At 40.9% G+C, this 20,880-nt stretch carries 24 protein-coding genes and 1 riboswitch; of the genes, 12 read left to right on the top strand and 12 right to left on the bottom strand.

From position 1 onward, the window contains the following. Positions 1-197 precede the first annotated feature (197 nt). From ABRT01_RS12955 to ABRT01_RS12930, 6 genes are all read right to left on the bottom strand, one after another. Complete coding sequence (locus ABRT01_RS12955) at positions 198-518, bottom strand: hydrolase (RefSeq protein WP_269411928.1); 321 nt, start codon at positions 516-518, stop codon at positions 198-200. Positions 519-625: 107 nt separating this feature from the next. Beyond that, a complete protein-coding gene (locus tag ABRT01_RS12950) occupies positions 626-2,077 on the bottom strand; it encodes an o-succinylbenzoate--CoA ligase (RefSeq protein WP_269411927.1) in 1,452 nt (483 codons plus the stop codon). Between the two features lie 124 nt (positions 2,078-2,201). Then, positions 2,202-3,020, bottom strand: a complete 819-nt coding sequence (menB, locus tag ABRT01_RS12945; protein ID WP_269411926.1) for a 1,4-dihydroxy-2-naphthoyl-CoA synthase — start codon at positions 3,018-3,020, stop codon at positions 2,202-2,204. A 39-nt stretch (positions 3,021-3,059) separates the two neighbouring features. Beyond that, positions 3,060-3,866 (bottom strand): 2-succinyl-6-hydroxy-2,4-cyclohexadiene-1-carboxylate synthase, encoded by an 807-nt coding sequence (gene menH / locus ABRT01_RS12940; RefSeq protein WP_367747691.1) that lies wholly within the window; start codon positions 3,864-3,866, stop codon positions 3,060-3,062. 4 nt (positions 3,867-3,870) lie between these two features. Next, on the bottom strand, positions 3,871-5,613 hold the full coding sequence (gene menD / locus ABRT01_RS12935) for a 2-succinyl-5-enolpyruvyl-6-hydroxy-3-cyclohexene-1-carboxylic-acid synthase (RefSeq protein ID WP_367747688.1): 1,743 nt from the start codon (positions 5,611-5,613) through the stop codon (positions 3,871-3,873). Beyond that, on the bottom strand, positions 5,613-7,001 hold the full coding sequence (locus tag ABRT01_RS12930; protein ID WP_269411923.1) for an isochorismate synthase: 1,389 nt from the start codon (positions 6,999-7,001) through the stop codon (positions 5,613-5,615). Before ABRT01_RS12930 ends, menD begins: the two co-directional genes overlap by 1 nt. Before the next feature lie 170 nt (positions 7,002-7,171). Here ABRT01_RS12930 and ABRT01_RS12925 point away from each other — a divergent pair, with 170 nt between their 5' ends. The 9 genes from ABRT01_RS12925 to ABRT01_RS12885 all read left to right on the top strand — a co-directional run bounded on the left by ABRT01_RS12925 (position 7,172) and on the right by ABRT01_RS12885 (position 15,055). After that, positions 7,172-8,107, top strand: a complete 936-nt coding sequence (locus ABRT01_RS12925; protein WP_269411922.1) for a 1,4-dihydroxy-2-naphthoate polyprenyltransferase — start codon at positions 7,172-7,174, stop codon at positions 8,105-8,107. A 17-nt stretch (positions 8,108-8,124) separates the two neighbouring features. Further along, entirely contained in the window at positions 8,125-8,544 is a 420-nt protein-coding gene (locus tag ABRT01_RS12920) for a hotdog fold thioesterase (protein ID WP_269411921.1), read from the top strand. Beyond that, positions 8,519-8,878, top strand: a complete 360-nt coding sequence (locus ABRT01_RS12915) for a TraR/DksA C4-type zinc finger protein (protein ID WP_269411920.1) — start codon at positions 8,519-8,521, stop codon at positions 8,876-8,878. Before ABRT01_RS12920 ends, ABRT01_RS12915 begins: the two co-directional genes overlap by 26 nt. A gap of 142 nt (positions 8,879-9,020) precedes the next feature. Further along, positions 9,021-9,171, top strand: a riboswitch (FMN riboswitch). A 165-nt stretch (positions 9,172-9,336) separates the two neighbouring features. Continuing rightward, positions 9,337-9,924, top strand: coding sequence for an ECF transporter S component (locus ABRT01_RS12910; protein ID WP_269412500.1), 588 nt, complete (start codon positions 9,337-9,339; stop codon positions 9,922-9,924). Positions 9,925-10,068: 144 nt separating this feature from the next. Further along, positions 10,069-10,641 (top strand): thioredoxin family protein, encoded by a 573-nt coding sequence (locus ABRT01_RS12905; RefSeq protein WP_269411919.1) that lies wholly within the window; start codon positions 10,069-10,071, stop codon positions 10,639-10,641. 96 nt (positions 10,642-10,737) lie between these two features. After that, a complete protein-coding gene (locus ABRT01_RS12900) occupies positions 10,738-11,739 on the top strand; it encodes a potassium channel family protein (RefSeq protein ID WP_269411918.1) in 1,002 nt (333 codons plus the stop codon). Positions 11,740-11,843: 104 nt separating this feature from the next. Then, on the top strand, positions 11,844-12,239 hold the full coding sequence (gene yugI, locus ABRT01_RS12895; protein ID WP_269411917.1) for a S1 domain-containing post-transcriptional regulator GSP13: 396 nt from the start codon (positions 11,844-11,846) through the stop codon (positions 12,237-12,239). A 116-nt stretch (positions 12,240-12,355) separates the two neighbouring features. Next, complete coding sequence (locus ABRT01_RS12890; protein ID WP_269411916.1) at positions 12,356-13,699, top strand: glucose-6-phosphate isomerase; 1,344 nt, start codon at positions 12,356-12,358, stop codon at positions 13,697-13,699. Between the two features lie 186 nt (positions 13,700-13,885). Next, the gene (locus ABRT01_RS12885) at positions 13,886-15,055 is read left to right on the top strand and encodes a MalY/PatB family protein (RefSeq protein ID WP_269411915.1); all 1,170 of its coding nucleotides are present in this window, start codon (positions 13,886-13,888) and stop codon (positions 15,053-15,055) included. A gap of 86 nt (positions 15,056-15,141) precedes the next feature. On the opposite strand, the gene ABRT01_RS12880 is transcribed toward ABRT01_RS12885, so the two are convergent. Together ABRT01_RS12880 and ABRT01_RS12875 are read right to left on the bottom strand one after the other, a co-directional pair. Further along, a complete protein-coding gene (locus ABRT01_RS12880) occupies positions 15,142-15,708 on the bottom strand; it encodes a superoxide dismutase family protein (RefSeq protein WP_269411914.1) in 567 nt (188 codons plus the stop codon). Positions 15,709-15,785: 77 nt separating this feature from the next. Then, complete coding sequence (locus ABRT01_RS12875) at positions 15,786-15,974, bottom strand: hypothetical protein (RefSeq protein WP_269411913.1); 189 nt, start codon at positions 15,972-15,974, stop codon at positions 15,786-15,788. Between the two features lie 153 nt (positions 15,975-16,127). Here ABRT01_RS12875 and kapB point away from each other — a divergent pair, with 153 nt between their 5' ends. Continuing rightward, on the top strand, positions 16,128-16,523 hold the full coding sequence (gene kapB, locus ABRT01_RS12870) for a kinase-associated lipoprotein KapB (RefSeq protein ID WP_367747678.1): 396 nt from the start codon (positions 16,128-16,130) through the stop codon (positions 16,521-16,523). 107 nt (positions 16,524-16,630) lie between these two features. On the opposite strand, the gene ABRT01_RS12865 is transcribed toward kapB, so the two are convergent. The 3 genes from ABRT01_RS12865 to ABRT01_RS12855 all read right to left on the bottom strand — a co-directional run bounded on the left by ABRT01_RS12865 (position 16,631) and on the right by ABRT01_RS12855 (position 18,765). Continuing rightward, positions 16,631-17,809 (bottom strand): cation:proton antiporter, encoded by a 1,179-nt coding sequence (locus ABRT01_RS12865; protein WP_269411912.1) that lies wholly within the window; start codon positions 17,807-17,809, stop codon positions 16,631-16,633. 6 nt (positions 17,810-17,815) lie between these two features. Beyond that, positions 17,816-18,304, bottom strand: coding sequence for a cation:proton antiporter regulatory subunit (locus ABRT01_RS12860; protein WP_269411911.1), 489 nt, complete (start codon positions 18,302-18,304; stop codon positions 17,816-17,818). Between the two features lie 197 nt (positions 18,305-18,501). Further along, the gene (locus tag ABRT01_RS12855; protein WP_269411910.1) at positions 18,502-18,765 is read right to left on the bottom strand and encodes a phosphocarrier protein HPr; all 264 of its coding nucleotides are present in this window, start codon (positions 18,763-18,765) and stop codon (positions 18,502-18,504) included. A gap of 237 nt (positions 18,766-19,002) precedes the next feature. On the opposite strand from ABRT01_RS12855, the gene deoD reads away from it, so the two are divergent. Both deoD and ABRT01_RS12845 read left to right on the top strand, forming a co-directional pair. Beyond that, entirely contained in the window at positions 19,003-19,710 is a 708-nt protein-coding gene (deoD, locus tag ABRT01_RS12850; RefSeq protein ID WP_367747673.1) for a purine-nucleoside phosphorylase, read from the top strand. Between the two features lie 146 nt (positions 19,711-19,856). Next, the gene (locus ABRT01_RS12845; RefSeq protein ID WP_367747670.1) at positions 19,857-20,465 is read left to right on the top strand and encodes a biotin transporter BioY; all 609 of its coding nucleotides are present in this window, start codon (positions 19,857-19,859) and stop codon (positions 20,463-20,465) included. Positions 20,466-20,506: 41 nt separating this feature from the next. On the opposite strand, the gene ABRT01_RS12840 is transcribed toward ABRT01_RS12845, so the two are convergent. Then, positions 20,507-20,701: a hypothetical protein gene (locus ABRT01_RS12840; protein WP_269411907.1), complete on the bottom strand. Its 195-nt coding sequence runs from the start codon at positions 20,699-20,701 to the stop codon at positions 20,507-20,509. Between the last annotated feature and the right edge of the window lie 179 nt (positions 20,702-20,880).

The following is a 20,880-nucleotide window of genomic DNA, read 5'->3' as shown; positions in this document are numbered from 1 at the left end:
TTGTATCACACCAGGGTCGATATTTTCACATGGCTCTATCCGAATCGTGAAGAAATAGTAACTCGAATAATTATTACTATTTCACGCTGGCTTAACGGTAATAAAAAGCCCCGGCCATTCTTTCACGAAGCCGGAGCTGCTTTTATCGTATAGCAATTTAACTTGCATATACTATACCAATTGCACAGTCATTGGTACTATAAAGGTCTGTCGCCTAAAACCCCCATATCTGTTATATGCCGCTTTGTCTCCTCATTACCAAGGTCATAGATCATTTTTAATGCTTCCGTTATTCCGCTATCATAATCATCATTGGCTTGATCGTGATGATAAGGCATTATTGGTACGTGCGCCCGCCAAAACGCACCTATATCCGCATCATTCATCCCTTCCATTTTCCCCCGTAATTCCCTGGCTTCATCCTCCGTGGCATAAATGACCAATTCCTCATTGTTACCATATTTAACTGATGAAATTTCTTGACTGCCCATATTTACAAAATACTTTTTCTTTTCCATACCGCAACACCTCCTGCTATTAATGTGGCTTAACCAATAAATTTTCATGTATTAAAAAAGCAGAAGTGTTGTTTTGTAAGTAAATGAAAGATTCCTATTATCCAGGCTTACTCCAGCAACTTTTTCAATTCACCGCGGACGAGTTTGTTGGATGCATTTCTTGGCAAGGAATCCACAAAATAAATTGCCTTAGGATGCTTATATTTCGCCAGATGCTGTGCCGCATAATCCATAATCTCAGCTTCTGTAATATGTCCTTCTCTAACCACAAACGCGACAGGTACTTGCCCCCATTTGTCATCCCGTTTTCCCACGACACCAATTTCGGCCACTTGTTCCATACCAGACAGAACACTCTCAACTTCGGAAGGATAAACATTCTCACCACCGGAAATAATTAAATCATTTCTTCGGTCCACTACATATAAGAACCCATCTTCATCCAAATAGCCAAGATCTCCGGTCGCAAGCCAGCCATTACGTATCTTCTGTTCGGTTGCGGCTTCATTGTTAAAATACCCATGGGTGACCATTGGACCTTTGACATAAATTTCACCAACAGGATTGTCATCCGGATGATCAATCTGTAATTGCGCAGGAACTAATGGCTTTCCAGCTGAGCCAATCTTCTTCAATGCATCAGGAGGACTTAAGGTCACAATTTGTGATGAAGTTTCTGTCATACCGTACGATTGAAACACCGGCACAGAGGAAGCTTTTGCTTTTTCTAACAGTGGTTTTGGAGCTGGTCCGCCACCAAGCAGCATACAGCGAAATGAATCAGGATACCTTTCCCCTTCCAGCATCTTTACCAGACGTTGCAACATAACCGTAACAACCGAAACAGCAGTTACCCCTCGGTTCATGATCGCATCATGGACAATACTTTCATTAAATTTATCCATAAAGTAGACAGGCATTCCATAGATCACACTTTTTATAAAGATAGACAGCCCACTCACATGAAATATGGGTAATGTACAAAGCCATTTATCATTTTCCTGCAACCCCAAGTTTAAAACCGAACCAATGGCACTCCACCAGTGGTTCCCATATGTATGCATGACACCTTTGGGGAAGCCGGTTGTACCTGATGTGTAAATGATCGTAAATGTATCATCTAAATCAAGCTCCGTTGCAAGGTTAACAGTGGCCTCCGGTAGTTCATCAATTTCCGCAAATGTTTTTGTTGGTACGGAAAATGCTTTCTGTTTTGTTTCAGCTAAATACTCAAGACTTGTTAATACAAGCGTTACCGCGGCATCATCCAATTGAAATGCTAATTCATCTGCAGTTAGACGGGTATTAAGCATAACGGAAACAGCGCCGAGATAACTTAATGCGTGGAGTGCAACAACCATTTTGGTATTATTGTTTGATAAAATTGCTACATGTGATCCCCGTTTAACCCCGGCATGTGCCAGTTGCTTGGCAAAACGTTGACTTTGTTCTTTCAATTGTCGAAAAGTTATTGTATCCCCATTTACTCGTTCGATAGCTGTTTGATCTGGTGCAATATTAGCTTGTTTTGTTAACCAATGTGGGATTGTTTCACTCATACATTAACCACCTTTGTTCAAGGATGTTCAAAAAGTCCAGTAAAATCACCTTTTTTAACGTCTCTATTTTACCGGAAAACCTTTGCCAACAATTGGCAAAGGTTTTCTATACCATTTTCTAAAATTAAGGAAAACGTGGAAATTGATCCCAATCCGGTTTCCTTTTTTCTTTAAATGCATCGCGACCTTCTTTTGCCTCATCGGTTGTATAATAAAGCAGAGTCGCGTCTCCACCCATTTGCTGCAGGCCAGCGAGACCATCTGTTGCAGCATTGAACGATGCTTTCATAAAGCGCAGTGCAGTTGGTGATTTTTCAAGAATTTCCTGACACCACTGCAATGTTTCGGATTCCAATTCTTCCAATGGTACGACCTTGTTAACCATGCCCATTTCATATGCTTCTTCTGCACTATATTGACGGCATAAATACCAAATTTCTCTTGCACGTTTTTGACCGACCATACTTGCCAGTAGTCCGGCACCATAACCGGCGTCAAAGCTGCCTACTTTAGGACCTGTTTGACCAAATCTGGCATTGTCAGCAGCAATGGTCAAATCGCAGCATATATGCAGAACGTGTCCGCCGCCAATCGCATATCCGGCTACCATCGCAATAACCGGTTTCGGAATCGTCCGCATTAACCGTTGTAAATCAAGAACATTTAGGCGTGGTACCTGGTCCTCGCCAACATATCCACCATGTCCGCGAACAGTCTGGTCACCGCCAGAACAAAATGCCTTATCCCCTGCACCGGTTAAAATGATGACACCAATTGATGAATCATCGCGGGCATCTGCAAACGCATCAATCATTTCATTCACTGTTAATGGTGTAAATGCATTGTGAACGCGCGGGCGGTTCATCGTTACTTTTGCGACACCATTATATTTTTCATAGATTATTTCTTTGTACTCTTTTGCTTGTTCCCATTGTACAGTCATGAATTTTCCTCCTTATATTTTTGCTATGATATGTAATTGTTAACGGCTCGTGGTTAACAAAAACTCCACTACTATTTTACCAAAAAAATCAGCTTGTTCCACGTGAATTGCATGTCCAGCTTGTTCAGCAATGACTAAATGGGCATTTTCCATTAGTTGTTCCATCCGCCGATTTAATTTGACAAACTTATCATCCTTGGCTCCTGCCAGCAATAAAACGGGAATGGATAGGTCATGAAGACGATCCCACCAGGACATTTGAGCGCCTGTTCCCATCAAACGAAGCGATTGGGCAAGGCCTGTTTTGTTCTGAGCAAGTCGTTCATTTCGTATTTTCTGTCTCACTTCTACCGGCAGATTTTTTTGCGTTTGAAAAAGTGGAATGTCCTCCCAAAAGTCGACGAATTTCGCGACACCTTCCTGCTCTATTTTTTCGGCCAACTGTTCATCACGGGTGATTCGTGCTTGCCGTTCGCTCTCGGTTGCCAGTCCTGGGGAAGTACTCTCCAACACAAGGGACTTAACCAGTTCCGGATACAGCATCGCAAACGATAGTGCTGTACGCCCCCCCATAGAGTACCCGATAAGCCGGATATCCGTTAACTCTAGCATTGAAAATAAGGCAAATAAGTCGCTGCAACACGTTTCCATGGAACGACCGGTTGCCATTTCGGTTTTTCCATGTCCTGGTAAATCAACGATCAGTACCTGAAATTCTTGCGCTAGGTTTTCGACAAACGGCTCCCATGTCGCTGAACTGCCGGTAAAACCATGCAACAATACAACCGTCGGCCCTTCACCCGTTAATTCATACCAATATGCTGCATCATTGATTGTATAGTACATACCATCATTCCTCATGATCATGAAGGATTTCAGTTTCAATGGCTTGCCATCTCTCACGGTGCCATTGCCTATTTTGCTCCCGATCCGTGTTCACTTCAATAACGGCCAGGCCTTTTTCCTGATAACTCTTCTCAAGTGCTCTTTGCAAATCGGTTTGTTGCGTTACCTGACAATAGTTCCCGCCATACATCTTGATGGCATGTTCAAATTCAATATCAACCGGGGTACCGAATAACGCTTCAAAATGATCTGGATGATTTACTTGTGGTAAAAAAGAAAAAATACCGCCACCATTATTATTGATCAATAAAATGGTAATGTTTACATGATATTGTTTGGCAGCAAGCAAGCCATTTAGATCATGGAAAAACGACAAATCTCCGAGCAATAGTGTAACTGGTGAACCATTGACTGCAGCAGCACCAAGCCCGCTTGACACCACGCCATCAATACCGTTTGCACCGCGATTTGCCAATACCCGGAGCTGTTTTGCCGTCGTCAGAAAAAATGTATCAACATCCCGAATCGCCATGCTATTGCCAACATACACCGTGTTGTTTTCCGGTAATACATCAAATAAACAACGAACGGCCTCCCCTTCTGTTAAACGTCCATTTGTCTTTGCCTGTAAATGCTTCTTGGTTATTTGGTTCATCTTCTCCCATTGCGCGAACCATGTTGCGTCCCGATCTCGATCCTCTAAAGCCAGTAGTAAATCTTCACACAGCAATGCCGGATCAGCATAAATAAATTCGGTCCTGTTCCCCGCTGGCTCCCGATGGCCCATATGTTCTTCGATGACAAATTGCTCCGCATCGTGGTGTTCCTTTGCATAAAATAAATAGGCTTTGGATACCGGCATCGCACCAAAGCGAATAATGTAGTCAGGTTTCAGTTGTTTACGTATGGTGTCATTGCGTAAAAATGCATCGTAGCCTTCAATCACATGTTTTTTACTGTGCATTCCAGATCTTAGTCCAGATAGTGGATCGGCTATAATAGGCATCTTCAATAATGATGCAAGGTGCACAATTCGCTCGGGTAAATCCTCCCGATCTTGCGGACCGCAAACAATAACGCCTTTCCCCTTTCCTTTGAGCCTGTTGCATAACGCTTGTATTTGCTCTGAGTCGAGGCGTTTTTTTCCGTCTGATACGGCATGATAACGTGTTGTTTGGCTTCCCCATAAATCCTTAATCTCAAAATCAGGAATCAGTGGTTCACGTAAAGGGAAATTCAAATGAACCGGACCACTATTCCCTTCCGTTGCCATATGGACAGCACGTGATGCTTTACTACGAACGTAAGCAAGCATGGTTTGGTCTGCTTCTGGTAACGCCATTTCATTAAACCACTTCACATAATCCCCGTACAATTTTAGCTGTTCGATTGCCTGCGGTGCACCAACATCCCTTAATTCGTGTGGTCGATCAGCAGTAAGAACAACCAGTGGTACCCGACTATAATGTGCCTCCACAATCGCCGGAAAATAATTAGCAGCTGCCGTTCCCGACGTACAAACAATAACAACCGGCCGCTTGTTTTTCTTGGCCATACCAAGCGCAAAAAAGGCAGCAGAACGTTCGTCAATAATCACCCATTGCCTGATATCCGGATGTTCCATGAATGTCATAGCCAGTGGTGTCGAACGCGAACCAGGTGAAATGACTACCTCTGTTAAACCACTCTTTACCAATTCATCGACAAAATTCGCAATATAGCGTGTTAGTGTCTCTGTATGTTCCATCAAGATCCCCCCAATACGGAAAGCATTGGTGTGAATTTAATTAACGTTTCTTCATACTCCGCTTCCGGGTCCGAATCTTTAACAACACCGCATCCAGCAAAAATTGATGCCTCATTGCCCTGAACAAGACCTGATCTAATTGCGACTGCAAATTCCCCATTTCGATTGCTGTCCAGCCAGCCGACAGGGGCACCATACCAACCACGTTCCAGTAATTCGTGTTCCCGGATAAATGTCAATGATTTTTCCCTTGGCACTCCACCTAATGCTGGTGTCGGATGAAGTGCTTTTACAATTTCAAAGATGCTGTGTCCCTGTTTCAAGGTTGCTTTTACAGGTGTGTACAGATGTTGCAAATTTTTCAGCGGATAGATAACCGGGTTGTTTGGAATATCGACCCTTGAACAATATGGTTTTATCGCATTTCCAATCATTTTTACGACAAAATCATGCTCCTCACGATTTTTCGTATCTTGAAGCAATGTCCTGCCAATCTCTTTGTCTTGTACTGGTGTTGTCCCTCGTGGTGCAGTGCCGGCCAGACAGGTGGAAAGCAACTGCTCTTGTTCCAGCTTGACCAGCCTTTCAGGCGTTGCCCCAACAAAACAATCATCACCATGTTCGAAAGCAAAGACATAACTGTTTGTTTGCGATGATAACAACTTGTCTAGTACAGGGGTGACCTCTACCTGTTTGGAAAAAGTTAAGCGCATTTCCCGGGCAAGCACAATTTTTTCAGCATGTTGTTGCTTAATTTCTTCCGTTGCTTGTCTCACCTGTTCCTTCCATTGCTGCGGAGCTATTTCCTCCCTTTTCAACAGGGTTGCTTCATCCGGGAATGGTTTAGTGTAATGGAGCAGGTTTTTTTCCGTTTCCTCTAGCATTTGTGCAAGTGTACGGGGACTATCATTCATCGTCACAAACGTGTTTATTGTTACATAGCTGGCTTGTTTTGTTTGCACCAATGTATACCGCGGAACTTGGAATTCACTATTTCTAAACTTGTCCCATAGTCCTGTTGTTTGCTTTTTCGGGTCAAAACACATGCCACCAAGTGCAACCAGCCCCGTACCTGGCACCTGATATGGGTTATGAACAGTAGCATTAGCCGTTAGTTCATTCCATTGCTGTTCTATATCTTTTAACCGATTTTCACCGGCGACGAGCGGATAAACAGTACCAATCCCGACTAAATAAAAGGCATCCGCTGTACTCGCCCAAAATGTCCGATTCATATCACACGTTTTGGCCGCTTCAAAAAATTGGAGCGGATTCACTTGATCTATCTTTTTGGTAAAACTGACAAGCTGCTTTGACTTTGTTTCATTTGCATGGTGAATTGCCTCATCCAACACAACTTCCAGCAGCTTTTCCTTCGTTTCAATCATTACTTGTTACCTCCGTTAAACGAACAATCATCACAACTATCCTCTCTATTTTATTCTCTTTTTATCCTTTTCACAAGGAATGGACTGTTTTAACCTATATTGATGATTGACACCCTATGACGATTTGCCTAAACTAAAGATGATATTGCCGTTGTAGGAGGACTTATATTATGCAAACATCTGATCAAACGAATATAAAACACGTCTTAAATGAAAAGAAAGGGATGCATATCTGGTGGCGTCTATTACGGCCGCATACACTGACAGCCTCCTTTATTCCTGTTTTTGTCGGAACCATGCTTGCTTATATTGATGGTTCGATAAGTATTTCATTGTTTATCGCGATGCTGATTGCTTCAATGTTGATTCAGTCAGCAACCAATATGTTCAATGAATACTACGATTTTGCTCGTGGACTGGATAACGAGGAGTCGGTAGGCATCGGCGGAACTATTGTACGCGATGGGATATCAGCGAAAACAGTATTACGGATGGCCTTATCATTTTTTGGGATCGCCATGTTGCTCGGCGTATACATTTGTATGGTATCAAGCTGGTGGATCGCAGTCATTGGTTTAGGCTGCATGCTTTTCGGTTATTTATATACTGGCGGACCATTACCAATCGCCTATACACCACTTGGCGAGTTATTTTCCGGATTCCTAATGGGCACTGTTATCATCGGAATCAGCTATTTCATTCAAACGTTGACCATAACAGCTTCAACCGTTTTAATATCGATTCCGGTTGCTATCCTTATTGGTTGTATTATGATGTCCAATAATATCCGGGATCTTGATGGGGACAAAGAGAATGGACGAAAAACCATTGCGATCCTGCTGGGAAGAAAGAATGCAATCCGCTTTTTAGGCTTCTTGTTTGTCGTTGCATTTGGATTGACTGCCTATTACATTATTGATGGATTATTACCCGTTTGGTCAATCATTGCGTTTTTCAGTGGCATCAAGGCAATCGATGTAATCAAGAAATTCCAGGGAAAATCCAAACCAATTGAAATGTTGCCGGCAATGGTAGCTACCGGAAAGACAAATACCATTTATGGATTGTTATTAGGGGTTTCGTTACTGTTAAGCAAAATATTTTAATTGAAAAGAGGGCAGCTATGGATTTTTCGCAAACATTAATCGATACGCTTGGGATGAAAGTGATAACACTTGAAAAAAATCTTGTGATCATGACCATGCCAGTTGACTATCGCACACACCAGCCAGCAGGATTTTTGCACGGTGGAGCAAACGTCGCCCTGGCTGAAACTGCTGCTAGTGCAGGTGCCTTTCTTCATGTTGATGGAGAACAATACAATGTATTTGGGATTGAAATTAATGCCAACCATATTAGGAGTAAACGTGAAGGCACAGTGACCGCTAAGGCTGTTCCCAAACATATTGGAAAAACAACTATGGTATGGGAAATTAATATCACAGATGAAGATGAAAAACTTATATGTATTTCTCGCTGCACCATTGGAATCGTCCCTAAGAAGAAAGGTGATGAACATGGGAAATCATACAAATCTGAGTGAAGAACAACTTTACTTTTTTAAAAATCAATTATTGGCAATGAAAAATGAATTGATTGCAAATAAGAAAAAGTACGAAGATCAAAGCCCAAATAATACGATCAGTGAATTGGCCGACTATGATAACCATCCTGCAGAAATGGCAACAGAACAATTTGAACAAGAGCGAGAAGCGGGATTTGAGCAAATGCGACGAGATCACCTGCAAGAGATTAATGATGCCTTGGCCCGCATTGAAAACGGTACTTATGGAGTCAGTGAATTATCTGGCAAACCTATCCCAATAGAACGTTTGGAAGCAAACCCAACTGCCAGGTATCTGGTAGAAGAGGAGTAACTGTTCAAAACGACTGCCTGAAAATGGAGGTAGTCGTTTTTTTTGGTTTAAACAAACTGTCCCTCTACTGCAAAAAAATAAAACAAACTACTTTTCAAATGAGTAAAATCATTGTATACTATATGCAACAATTACATATCGATTCCATCTTCGGGGCAGGGTGCAATTCCCGACCGACGGTAAGAAGCAGGTATATATGCTTTAAGTCCGTGACCCACCTGAGCAGATGTTCAGTGGTTGACCTGGTGTAAATCCGGGACCGACAGTTATAGTCTGGATGGGAGAAGATGTCGAGCCGTTTTCCTTGTGTAGAACATTACACATGTTTATTTCTGTTATAATAAAACACCCTAAAGCCCCGATTAGGCGCTTTAGGGTGTTTTTTGTGTCAAAACGAAAACGGACAGTTCCTTCATCAACGAGATGGGAATCGATAACAGATGAAGGAGGATACGATGATGCAAACAAAAAATCAATCATCATCACAATTGCTTAAACTGATTATTCTGGCCTTATTGGGAACGATCTCCCTTTTATTGCTTTTCCTGAATTTCCCGCTGCCATTTTTACCGGGGTATTTAAAGATTGATTTTAGCGAAGTACCGGCCTTAATTGCTGCACTTATTTTTTCACCAGTGGCTGGAGTTATTGTAGAAGCGATTAAGAATTTACTCTACCTGGTCGTTGGTGGCGGTGAACCTGTTGGCGTTACAGCAAATTTTATTGCAGGTGTTCTGTTTATTGTTCCGACTGCCATCCTTTACCATAAATATAAAGGAGTGAAGAGCATTATCTCGGGACTTGTTGCCGGAACATTGATTTCTGCAATTGCCATGAGTGTTTTAAATTATCTTGTCATTTTGCCTGTTTATGCCTGGTTTATGGGAATGGAAGATATGAAAATCGAAAGTGTTAAACGGTTCACAGCCATGTTCCTGGTTTTTCCATTTAATGTGATTAAAGGTGTCATTATTGGCTTATTATTTGTTCCATTGTTTGTCAAATTAAGAAGCTGGATCGAGCAAAAACAAACGAAGATGATATAAAAAACGTGTCAAATAAAGCGTGTAAAGGAACGATTTGTTCTTCTGCACGCTTTCCTTTTTCCATTCACCCGGAAGCACTTTTGTTTACGGATGCAGGTTTGTTGGGTACATTTAATGTAAATGAGCAAAGGAGTTGGAGTTGTTATGGTAGATTTAAATCAATGGTATGAACAGGGAATGTCACCAGATACATACATTGAATCCATGGAAAAACACAAGGAAAATCTATTACACATTTTTGATCATTTCACTGTTCCGGATGAGGATGAGGTATTTTTTGAAAAGCTAGCCGATAAAAATCTGCGTGTGATCGTTTTAACTGAAGATTGGTGCGGCGATGCGATGCTTAATGTGCCCATTTTATTAAGGCTTGCAGAAAAAACAAAAACACCAGTTAAAATCCTGCTGCGTGATCAGAATCTGGAACTGATGGATCAATATTTAACGAACGGGAAGTCAAGATCCATTCCCATTTTTATTTTTATTGATGAACAAGGAAATCAAGTTGCCAAATGGGGGCCACGGGCGGACAAAATTCAGCAATTTGTTGATCAGGCACGCGAACAATTACCAGACAAAGATGCCTCTAATTACCAGGAAAAATTTAACGAGATGCTATTATTTATGACCAAAACATATCGTGACAATTCCGATTTTTGGGATGATGTTTATTTCAGTCTGAAACAAACATTGCAATCCACTGTAAACTCACGCTAGTACAGATGAGTTTTCATTTTCACCTTGTATAAGCCTTGATGTTGTATGTCCATAATGGAAATATACTAATCTAATTTGGGGATATCAGGTGAAGATATGAATATCGAGCAGTTAAAACATATTTATTTCCGACTGCCTGTTTTTGTCAGGTTATTATTAACAATTTTTTTCGTCATGATTGTCTTCGGGATTGTCATTCATTTTGTGGAGCCGGAACAATTCCCTTCCATATTTATCGGCGTTTGGTGGGCGTTTGTTACCGGAGCAACGGTGGGCTATGGCGATGTCGTTCCAGTAACAACAATTGGAAGGGTGATTGGCATTCTGTTAATTCTGTCAGGTGGTGGACTGCTTACTTTCTATATTACCCATATTTCGGCGGCAACCATTCAGCATGAACAAGATTTGTCCAAGGGAAAGGTTGCATTTAAAGCACAACATCACGTCATCTTTGTCGGCTGGAATGAACGGACAAGGCGATTAATCCATTTGACCAAAGAAAATCATCCCATGCTGGAAATTGTTCTCATTGACCGGACATTAACAAATTTACCTTACAAACAGCTTCCAGTCCATTTTGTCCATGGTGATGCAACTGAAGATGTCACCCTTCATCAAGCAAATATCAAAGTTGCCAAAAGCGTGATCATTGCTGCCGATCACACCAAAAAAGAACGACAGGCTGATCATCATACCATTCTAACCACAGTCGCAGTGCGTGGTAATAATCACGATGTACCAATTATTGCTGAGATTCTCTCCAAAAGCCAGATTGAAAATGCTATTCGTGCTGGTGCGTCGACAATTATTCGTTCAAATGATTTTATGAGTGTGCTGTTGTACCATGAATTATTTAACCGAAAAGAAACGGAGCCATATGAAACTATTCTACATTTGTTATCGAGCCAGCATTTTGATCAGGTTAACTTGCCGGAAACACTTATCGGTAAATCCTATCAGCAAGCAATCGGTTACTTTCTCGTTGATGGACAGATGGCACTTGGGATCATTCGCAAGCAAAAATGGCAGATCAATCCCCCTGCCAATCTCAAATTACATCAAGGAGACATCGTATTAACAATGGCCGGTCAAAAATAGTTCACTCCCCCCTCCCCTTATTTTTTTTGCCAGGAAACACAATGTATGCTAAAATATGTTATTGTGTAAAAAAACTGAGAGAAAAGATATAGGAGTTGTTCAGCATGATAGACAAGTTTGAAAGCGGGCAAATATTACAGGGAAAAGTGACCGGGATACAGCCATATGGTGCATTTGTAGCGTTAGACGATGAAACACAGGGACTTGTTCATATTTCGGAAGTGACACACGGATTTGTTAAAGATATTCATGACTATTTGACAGTAGGTGATGACGTAACTGTCAAAGTATTGCATGTTGATGTGGATAATAATAAAGTATCCTTATCCATCCGGGCAACTGAAGAGGCTCCTCAAAAAGAAGACAAACCGAAAAAACCGATCAAAGAGCAGCCTAGTACAGAACAGGACAATACTACTGGCGGATTTAACACGCTAAAAGACAAGCTGCAAGAATGGATCAAACAATCAGAAGAACACGAAGGCACTTTAAAGAAATAATAACACAAAGACAGATTTCGATAACAATACGGAGTCTGTCTTTTTTAATTACATATTCTTGCTTTACACACTTCTTTTCGATAAAGTTATGATGAGTAATCACAAGGAGGAAGACTATGACACATGTGACGTTTTCATATGAAAAAGCTCTATCATTTATGAAGGAGGATGAATTGGAAAATTTAGTCCCCTTCGTAGCGTCTGCCCACCATGCGATACATAATCAAACAGGGGCAGGTAATGATTTTCTCGGATGGGTTGATTTACCAGAAAACTATGACAAAGTGGAGTTTTCCCGGATAAAGACCGCTGCTGATCAAATTAAGCAAGACTCCGACATTCTGCTTGTGATCGGTATTGGTGGGTCTTACCTAGGGGCCCGGGCTGCAATTGAAATGCTCAACCATTCATTTCGACATATGTTACCGAGTCAGCAGCAGCCACAAATCATTTTCGTTGGTCACCATTTAAGCTCAACATATATACAAGAGCTATTCGATGTCCTTGAGGGAAAGGACGTATCAATCAATGTCATATCCAAGAGTGGTACAACAACCGAACCGGCGATTGCTTTTCGCATTTTCCGAAACTATTTGGAAGAACGCTATGGCAAGGAAGAAGCAAAAAAACGCATCTATGCCACAACAGATAAAGCAAAAGGCGCTTTAAAGACCCTGGCCAATAATGAAGGTTATGAAACGTTTGTTATTCCAGATGATATTGGCGGGCGCTACTCTGTTTTAACCGCTGTCGGTTTATTGCCGATTGCAGTTAGTGGCGTGTCAATCGATACAATGATGGATGGTGCCAAAGCAGCACGTAATGATCTGAGTGAATCTGAACTTGATAAGAATCCGGCATATCAGTATGCTGCCGTCCGAAATATCCTTTATAACAAGGGAAAAACAATTGAAATGCTTATCAACTATGAACCACAACTGCAGTATTTTGCCGAATGGTGGAAACAATTATTTGGGGAAAGTGAAGGAAAAGATCACAAAGGTATTTTCCCGTCATCGGCCAATTTCACAACGGACCTTCACTCACTGGGGCAGTATATTCAGGAAGGCCGGCGCGACATGTTCGAAACCATTCTTTCCGTCACGAAAGCTACACATGATATCACTTTAGCAAAAGATGAACAAGATTTGGACTGTCTCAATTATTTGGCCGGCAAAACGGTTAGTGAAATCAACCAGAAGGCACTGCAAGGGACAATGTTGGCACACACGGATGGAGAAGTACCGAATTTGATTGTTGAACTGCCCGCACTTGATACTTACACATTTGGTTATCTTGTTTACTTTTTCGAAAAAGCGTGCGCCATGAGTGGATATTTATTAGGTGTCAATCCTTTTGATCAACCCGGTGTCGAAGCTTATAAGCAAAATATGTTTGCCCTGCTTGGAAAACAAGGCTATGAGCAGATGCGTGAAAACCTGGAAAAACGTTTGAAATAAGCTGATGTAAATCTGGCAAAACTTTTTCCAAAATCATGTTTACATTTTTGTAGGGGTGGTAATAATATAATTGTAAGACTTTCTCGTATTCCCCCTGTAAGCAAGGCGTAAAGACGCTTTGCTTTTTTTTCTATGTAATTTTAAGCTATAATGATGAAGAAGAACATAGAATTCAGGAGGGTTTATATGGGTAATTTTGATCTGATACATAATCGTAAACAAACACGATCGGTCAAATGGGATACGGCTGATGAATTGTTTCAGTCCACTGATGTGCTTCCCATGTGGGTTGCCGACATGGACTTTAAAGCACCACAGCCGGTAATTGACGCTATTGTAAAACGTGCGGAACATGGCATATTTGGATACACGATCATTGATGACGATGTGAAAGCATCCATTGTCAATTGGATCGAAAAACGTCATCAGTGGCACATTGAACCAAACTTTCTTTCATTTAGCCCGGGTGTTGTAACAAGTTTACATATGGCGGTAAAAACCTTTACAGAGCCAAATGACAAAATTTTAATTCAGACACCTGTTTATACTCCATTTTATAAAGTAATTGAGCAACATGATCGTATCGTCGTTAAGAATCCACTTGTACAAAAAGACAACTATTACACGATTGATTTCGCCGATTTTGAGGAAAAATTAAATACAGGTGTAAAAGCATTTATTCTCTGCTCACCACATAATCCGGTTGGCCGGGTATGGCGGAAAGAGGAATTACAGGAAATGGCCCGCCTTTGTTTAAAACATGATGTACTTATTATTGCGGATGAAATTCATGCGGACTTGGTTTACCCGGGATATCATCATATTCCAATCGCCTCCTTGTCAGACGAAATTGCGGAACAAACAATAACTTGTATGGCACCATCCAAAACATTTAACTTAGCTGGTCTACAGGGATCTTACGTTATAACAACAGATAAAGAAAAGCGAACAAAATTGGAGGAACAGTTTAATAGACAGGGACATAGCGGATTGAATACATTAGCCAACACCGCATTGGAGGCAGCATATAACCATGGAGAAGCCTGGTTGGATGAATTAATGGACATCTTACAGGAAAACTGTAATTATGTTACAAACATGTTTAAAGAACACGCAAACGAACTAACGGTTATCCAGCCTGAAGGGACATACCTGTTATGGATTGATTGTTCAGCACTGGAATTAGATAGTGACGCACTGAAGAAATTCATGTCCGAGCAGGCCAGAGTGGGTCTGAACGCAGGCATTTCATATGGTGATGAAGGAAAACTGTTTATGCGCATGAACATAGCCTGTCCAAAGGCGACTGTTGAAGAAGGTGTCAAGCGGATTATTAACGCGGTAAGGAATAGATAACACCTTTTAGATTGCTTTTCCTGGAAGTTAATAGCCGACATATTAAAGCGACAGCAAAGGAATGGGTGCTGTCGCTTTTACTATCCCTATTGTTTATTAGTTTCTGCTGGATCGGTTGGATTCTTTCCGTGAGAAGGTTTTGGGTTTGCTTTAATTTCTCCACAGGCAATTCTTGAACCTGACTTGCCGCTTGGTTGACTGACACCATCATCTTGATCTTCGTGGATAACAAGTGACGTGCCATCCTCTTTTATCAATGATTTTTTCCCTTCTAATAACGTAGCATCCGGAATCATAATTTCAGAATCTACCTTACCATCACCATTTGCCTCAATATTTGGCATATCACCCAGGTGAGCACCGTCCGGATTCATTAATCCATGTTCCTTCCCCTCCGGATTATAATGGCTTCCTGCACTCTTGAAATCCGGTCCCTTGCAGACTGGCATTTCGTGAACATGAATCCCATGCAATCCAGGTTTTAAACCTGCAAGTTTTAATTTTACATGCACCCCATCCGGACGTTCCGATAAAACCGCCGTACCAATTAAATCCGCCGACTTATTATACATATCTATAGTACGAACAGTCTTTTCACCTGTCCCCTGGCACGAGGCAACAAATAAAATAAGTAATAGTACGATATATCGCATATATGTATCCCCTTTTTGTCGCTTTTTTATCAAGTATCGACAAAAAAAATCCCTTCTATTCGGTAAGAAGGGATTCGTTACAAGTGGTCATCATTTTTGGTTTCCCGAAGCTGATCATACTGTTGCTCAAACCTGTGCTTTTCTTTTTTTGAATATTTCACAAAAAAGTACATGGTAACCGTTGCCAGAATCATAAAGATAACACATGCGATTATAGCCGGAATATATTCAGTTTTATCATCTGGAAAATAGAGAAATTCCATCATCGTTCCTCACGTCCTTTAACTAGATTATAGCAAACTTTGCCCAGGCATGAAAGCAAGGAAACGATTCCTTTATTTTAATCGGGGAAAGTTCCCACTAGCAACTCATTCTTATTTTTGGCACAATAGAAAGAGACGTATAAAGGAGATGGTATCATGACAGTCGATATTGGAGATATAGTACGTGCCCATTATAATTCAGGTGTTTACATAGGAAAAGTAAAAGAAGATCGTGGGGATCGTTTTTTGGTAGAAGTATTGGCCGTGATCAAGCATCCTATGCAAGGAGATTTGCACCATCCGGGAGTAGCTGAAGGTAATGTCTTCTTTCACGCACGAAAAGCATTGGCACACCACGAAAAAATGAATGTGGCCAAAGCTGTTGTTTATCCTTATGATGATTCAATACCTGATTATCACCAGTCATTACAGGCATCTGTGAACAACATGAAAGAAAAATTAATGCAAAAAGATACTGCTTTTAGTAAAGAAGCATTGAAAAAATTAATCGATCTGGAAAACAACGACTACCAAAAAAGCTATTATAAATAAAACAGGATGGCCCCCATACCATCCTGTTTTATTTAGACATAGCCTATACCCTCAGCCCAAGGAATAGAGAACTTGTGCGCTCTATACCTCACAGCACAAATGTAAACCTATGGAGTCGGTACTTTCAAATTTCGTTGTTTCTTTGTTGGCTTGCCATAAATTTTGGTAGTAATTTTCGGTGCGTAGTTAAACAGCAGCATCCCGATAAATGCGGATACTACAATGTAAATACCACCGAAAACCTTAATGGATCCCGTCGCAATGCCAGCGATGACAACCGAAAATTCCCCGCGTGCACAAATTTGCAGCCCAGCTCTTAATGAAACACGCTTGGTCAGACCATATAACTTACCGCCGATTACACCAGTAAGAATCTTGGCGAGCATGGACCAGATCACCAATACAGCCAACAATAATGGCATCGGAATCCCGGAACCAAAATCGATGGTGGTTCCAAAGTACACAAAAAACGTTGGTAAAATAAGATTTTTGATGGGAGTAACAACACCTTCAACACGTTCAATTTTATTGACCTCTGACAGAATGACACCTGCCAAAAATGCCCCCAATACTTCAGATAAACCTAAATAAATGGCAATCCCTGCATATGTAACCGCAAGACCAACCAGAAGAATAATCTTAAAATCTTCATCCTCAAATTTCTGCAAAAACTGTTCGAAGTTCTTAAACAATGTTTTACTAAGCAAAATGGCAACTGCAGCCAGGCCAATGATTTTTCCTAATAAAATAACTAAATCCCATCCGGAAAAGGCCTCTCCTGTACTTAGTGCAATTAATATAGCAACCACTACCGGCGCGATTAAATCCTCAAAAATTAACAGACCAAGCATATACTCCGTTTCCGCATTCGCCATTCTTCCTTTATCATCAAGCAGCTTTGCCGTGATGGATGAACTTGTTGCATAAACAAGTCCGCCTAACAGAAAAGAGGAGAAAAGATCCATGCCAAAACCAACAGCGATAACCATCGTAACCCCTAAACTGAGCACGATATCCAGGAGACCCGAACTCCAAATTTTCTTGGCAATCTCCCCAAGCCTTGATGTATTAAACTCCAAACCAAGCAAGAAGAATAACAAGACGATTGCTATCTCGCTGGAAAAATGCAAGATCACATTATGGTCCATGATTCCGGCGAGTGCAATACCAAAAAGGATATACAAAATGACATTGGGAAAGTTGGTTTTAAATCCAATATAGGCAAGGATAAAAATTCCAATTAATATTAAACCAGCATCTAATAAAGGTGGAAACTGACTAAACAAACGGCATCATTCCTCACCCCTACATAGAGCGGTTAGTGTAGCAATTTGTTCATCTTTTCCAACGGACATTAACACATCGCCAGGCTTTAATGTCGTATCCGCTTCAGGTACAGCTATCACATCTTCTCCATGGACAATCCCAATGATGGTTGCACCGGTTTTGTTGCGGATATCTGATTCCTCAATTGTCTTATTGGCAAGAATTGATTTTTCTTTTAACGTGATATAATCGACGATAATCTGGCTTTTGAACATACGAATTTTTTCAACATCAACAGGCTGGTAAGTTGCACCAAGTAATTGAGCTGCTAATTCCCTTGTTTCATCAGGTGTCAAGTCCATGGCAAAATCTGCCTCTTCACCATCCGCATTTTCAAAAAAATAAAGTTCACGCTTCCCCGTATGATGGACAATGATTACCAATAAATTGTCTTCAGATGTCTTAAACGAGATCTTCTGCCCAATTCCAGGAAGCTTTGAGACTGATACTTTCATTTTTTCACCCCAAATTCCCATTATTCTATAGAACTCACTTTAACCGGACTATGATTAATTGTAAAGCACAAAAATGCCAATTACCGAGCAAAAAAATCAAACATTATGATGCAATACAACTTTAGTCAATAGGAATCTTTTTCAGTATATAGGAAAAATAAAAAGCTAGAGCGTCACCTCTCTAGCCATATTGTTAACTATTCACCTAAATGTTCTTTAATAACCTCTTCAATGCCTTCAATTGCTTCGGATTCGTCGCTGCCGTTTGCGATGATTTTAATTTCAGCGCCTTTAGGAACCCCCAATGACATCACACCCATAATTGATTTTAAATTAACTGTCTTGCCATTGTAGGCCACTTCGACTTCGGATTTAAACTGTCCGGCCTTGTTTACCAATAATGTTGCCGGACGCGCATGTACTCCTGTATCCGCTGTAATTGTAAAAGTTTTTTCTTGCATTATATCTCATCCTTCCAATCAAATAGAATATTTTTCGTATGTAATGATTTCATACCATACTTTTTGGGCTTATAATCACCATCCTTATTATATACAATAATCCACTTTTATGAAACAAAAAACTGCTATGGGAATGAAATTTGTCATTCCATATCGGTTATGGTAATCTTGTGTTGTAATATTAAGAAACTTATCTGCTGAAGATCTGAACAGGTCATCTTATGGAGGAGGACAAAAATGAGCGTACATATTAACGCACAACAAGGGGAAATTGCTGACAAAATTCTCTTGCCTGGCGATCCTTTACGCGCCAAATTTATTGCCGAGACATATTTGCAGGATGTAACCCAATATAACCAGGTAAGAGGAATGTTTGGCTTTACTGGAACCTATCAAGGAGAAAGAGTATCGGTTCAAGGCACGGGAATGGGGGTTCCTTCCATTTCCATTTATGTGAATGAACTTATCCAGAGTTACGATGTACAAAAACTCATCCGTGTTGGTACATGTGGTGCGATTCAAAAGGATGTGCACGTACGTGATGTCATCCTTGCCCAAGGTTCCACCACCGACTCACAAATTAATCGGATGGTATTCAACGGAATTGATTATGCCCCGCTCGCCGACTTTTCCTTACTAAAAAATGCATATGATACAAGTATGGAAAAAGGCATCGAACCTAAAGTAGGAAATGTGTTTACAAGCGATACCTTTTATCGCGATAACGCAAAGGAAGTAAATGAATTGCTTGCGGCATATAAGGTGCTGGCCATTGAAATGGAAACATCGGCACTATATACGTTAGCAGCCAAATATGACCGTCAAGCTTTATCAATTTTAACAGTTTCCGATCATATTTTAACAGGCGAAGAAACCGCTGCAAAAGAGCGGCAAACAACATTTCATGAAATGATGGAAATTGCCTTGGATGCAGTCATCAAATAGAATCTTTGGGAAACGATCCTATCATAAAGCGAAACTCACCGTTCAGGTCATTAGACTTGAACGGTTTTGTAAACCTCATAAAAAAATAGTTGACATACATCGTTAATTGTCTTACTATTATAAAAAGAGAGAGGAGGAGCGTACATATGAAAGGATTACGACCTATCGATTTAACCTTTGGCGCGGTATTTGTTTGCTTAATGGCGATTGGAGCTAATATAGCTGTTTGGTTTCCTTGGCTTGCCGTTCCGATTGGTGGTGCATCAGTCCCCTTATCGTTGCAAACCTTCTTCGCCATTTTAGCTGGCTTGATGCTCGGGAAACGGTTGGGGACATTTTCCATGTTGACCTACATATTTGTCGGTGTTTGCGGGGTTCCTGTATTTGCAGGTATGAAGGCCGGACCTTTTATATTAGCCAGTCCAACCGGTGGATTTATTTTATCATTTATTGCTGTGGCTTTTTTTGTCGGGTTGCTTGTAGAACAAAGAGAACGACGTCCATCCGTTCCCTGGTATTCATTTTCTGCTGGAGTTGGCTTGCTGTGTAATTATGGGATAGGCGTCACTTATATGTATTTCATCATGCATTTACTGTTACATGTGGATATTTCCTATCTGGTTGCCTGGACAAGTATGGTTCCATTTATGGTAAAGGATATGGCGCTGGCTTTTCTGGCAAGTCTCTTCATGGTTACTATTGCCAAACAGATTCCCTTGCAACTGCTCCATCCGAAAGTATCCCACTTTAAATAAAAAACAACAGGTCTCCCTATTATCAGCGAGATCTGTTGTATTTAATATCTTAAAGATTTTTCCTCCAGGTTATCTTTGTGCTCGAGATTGGTTACTTTAGCTTTAGACGAATTTTGATCCATCCAGTTACGGACATCTGTAAACGTAACATTTGAAATGCTGGTAAGTGTCGTATAAAAAGCTCCTAGAAATAGTAACACCATGACAGGCCTGCGCAAAATCTTCAGTTTTTTCATGATAGCACCTCACTCGTGCTATCATTGCCAATCTACTAATTTTTTATTCATTTACCCAACCATTCGTCCTAATTAAATTAAAGAGGATGTTCAAAAAGTCCGGTAAAAATGACATGCCCCTGCAAAAGGGGTATGCCGACGCCTGAGCGCAAGCCCGTTTTTAGTCGGCCTTCCTTTGA

Source organism: Lentibacillus sp. L22, from assembly GCF_040812445.1.
GTDB lineage: Bacteria > Bacillota > Bacilli > Bacillales > Amphibacillaceae > Lentibacillus_C > Lentibacillus_C daqui.
Note: the sequence above shows the minus strand (reverse complement) of the source record. Positions and strands in the feature narration are given on the sequence as shown.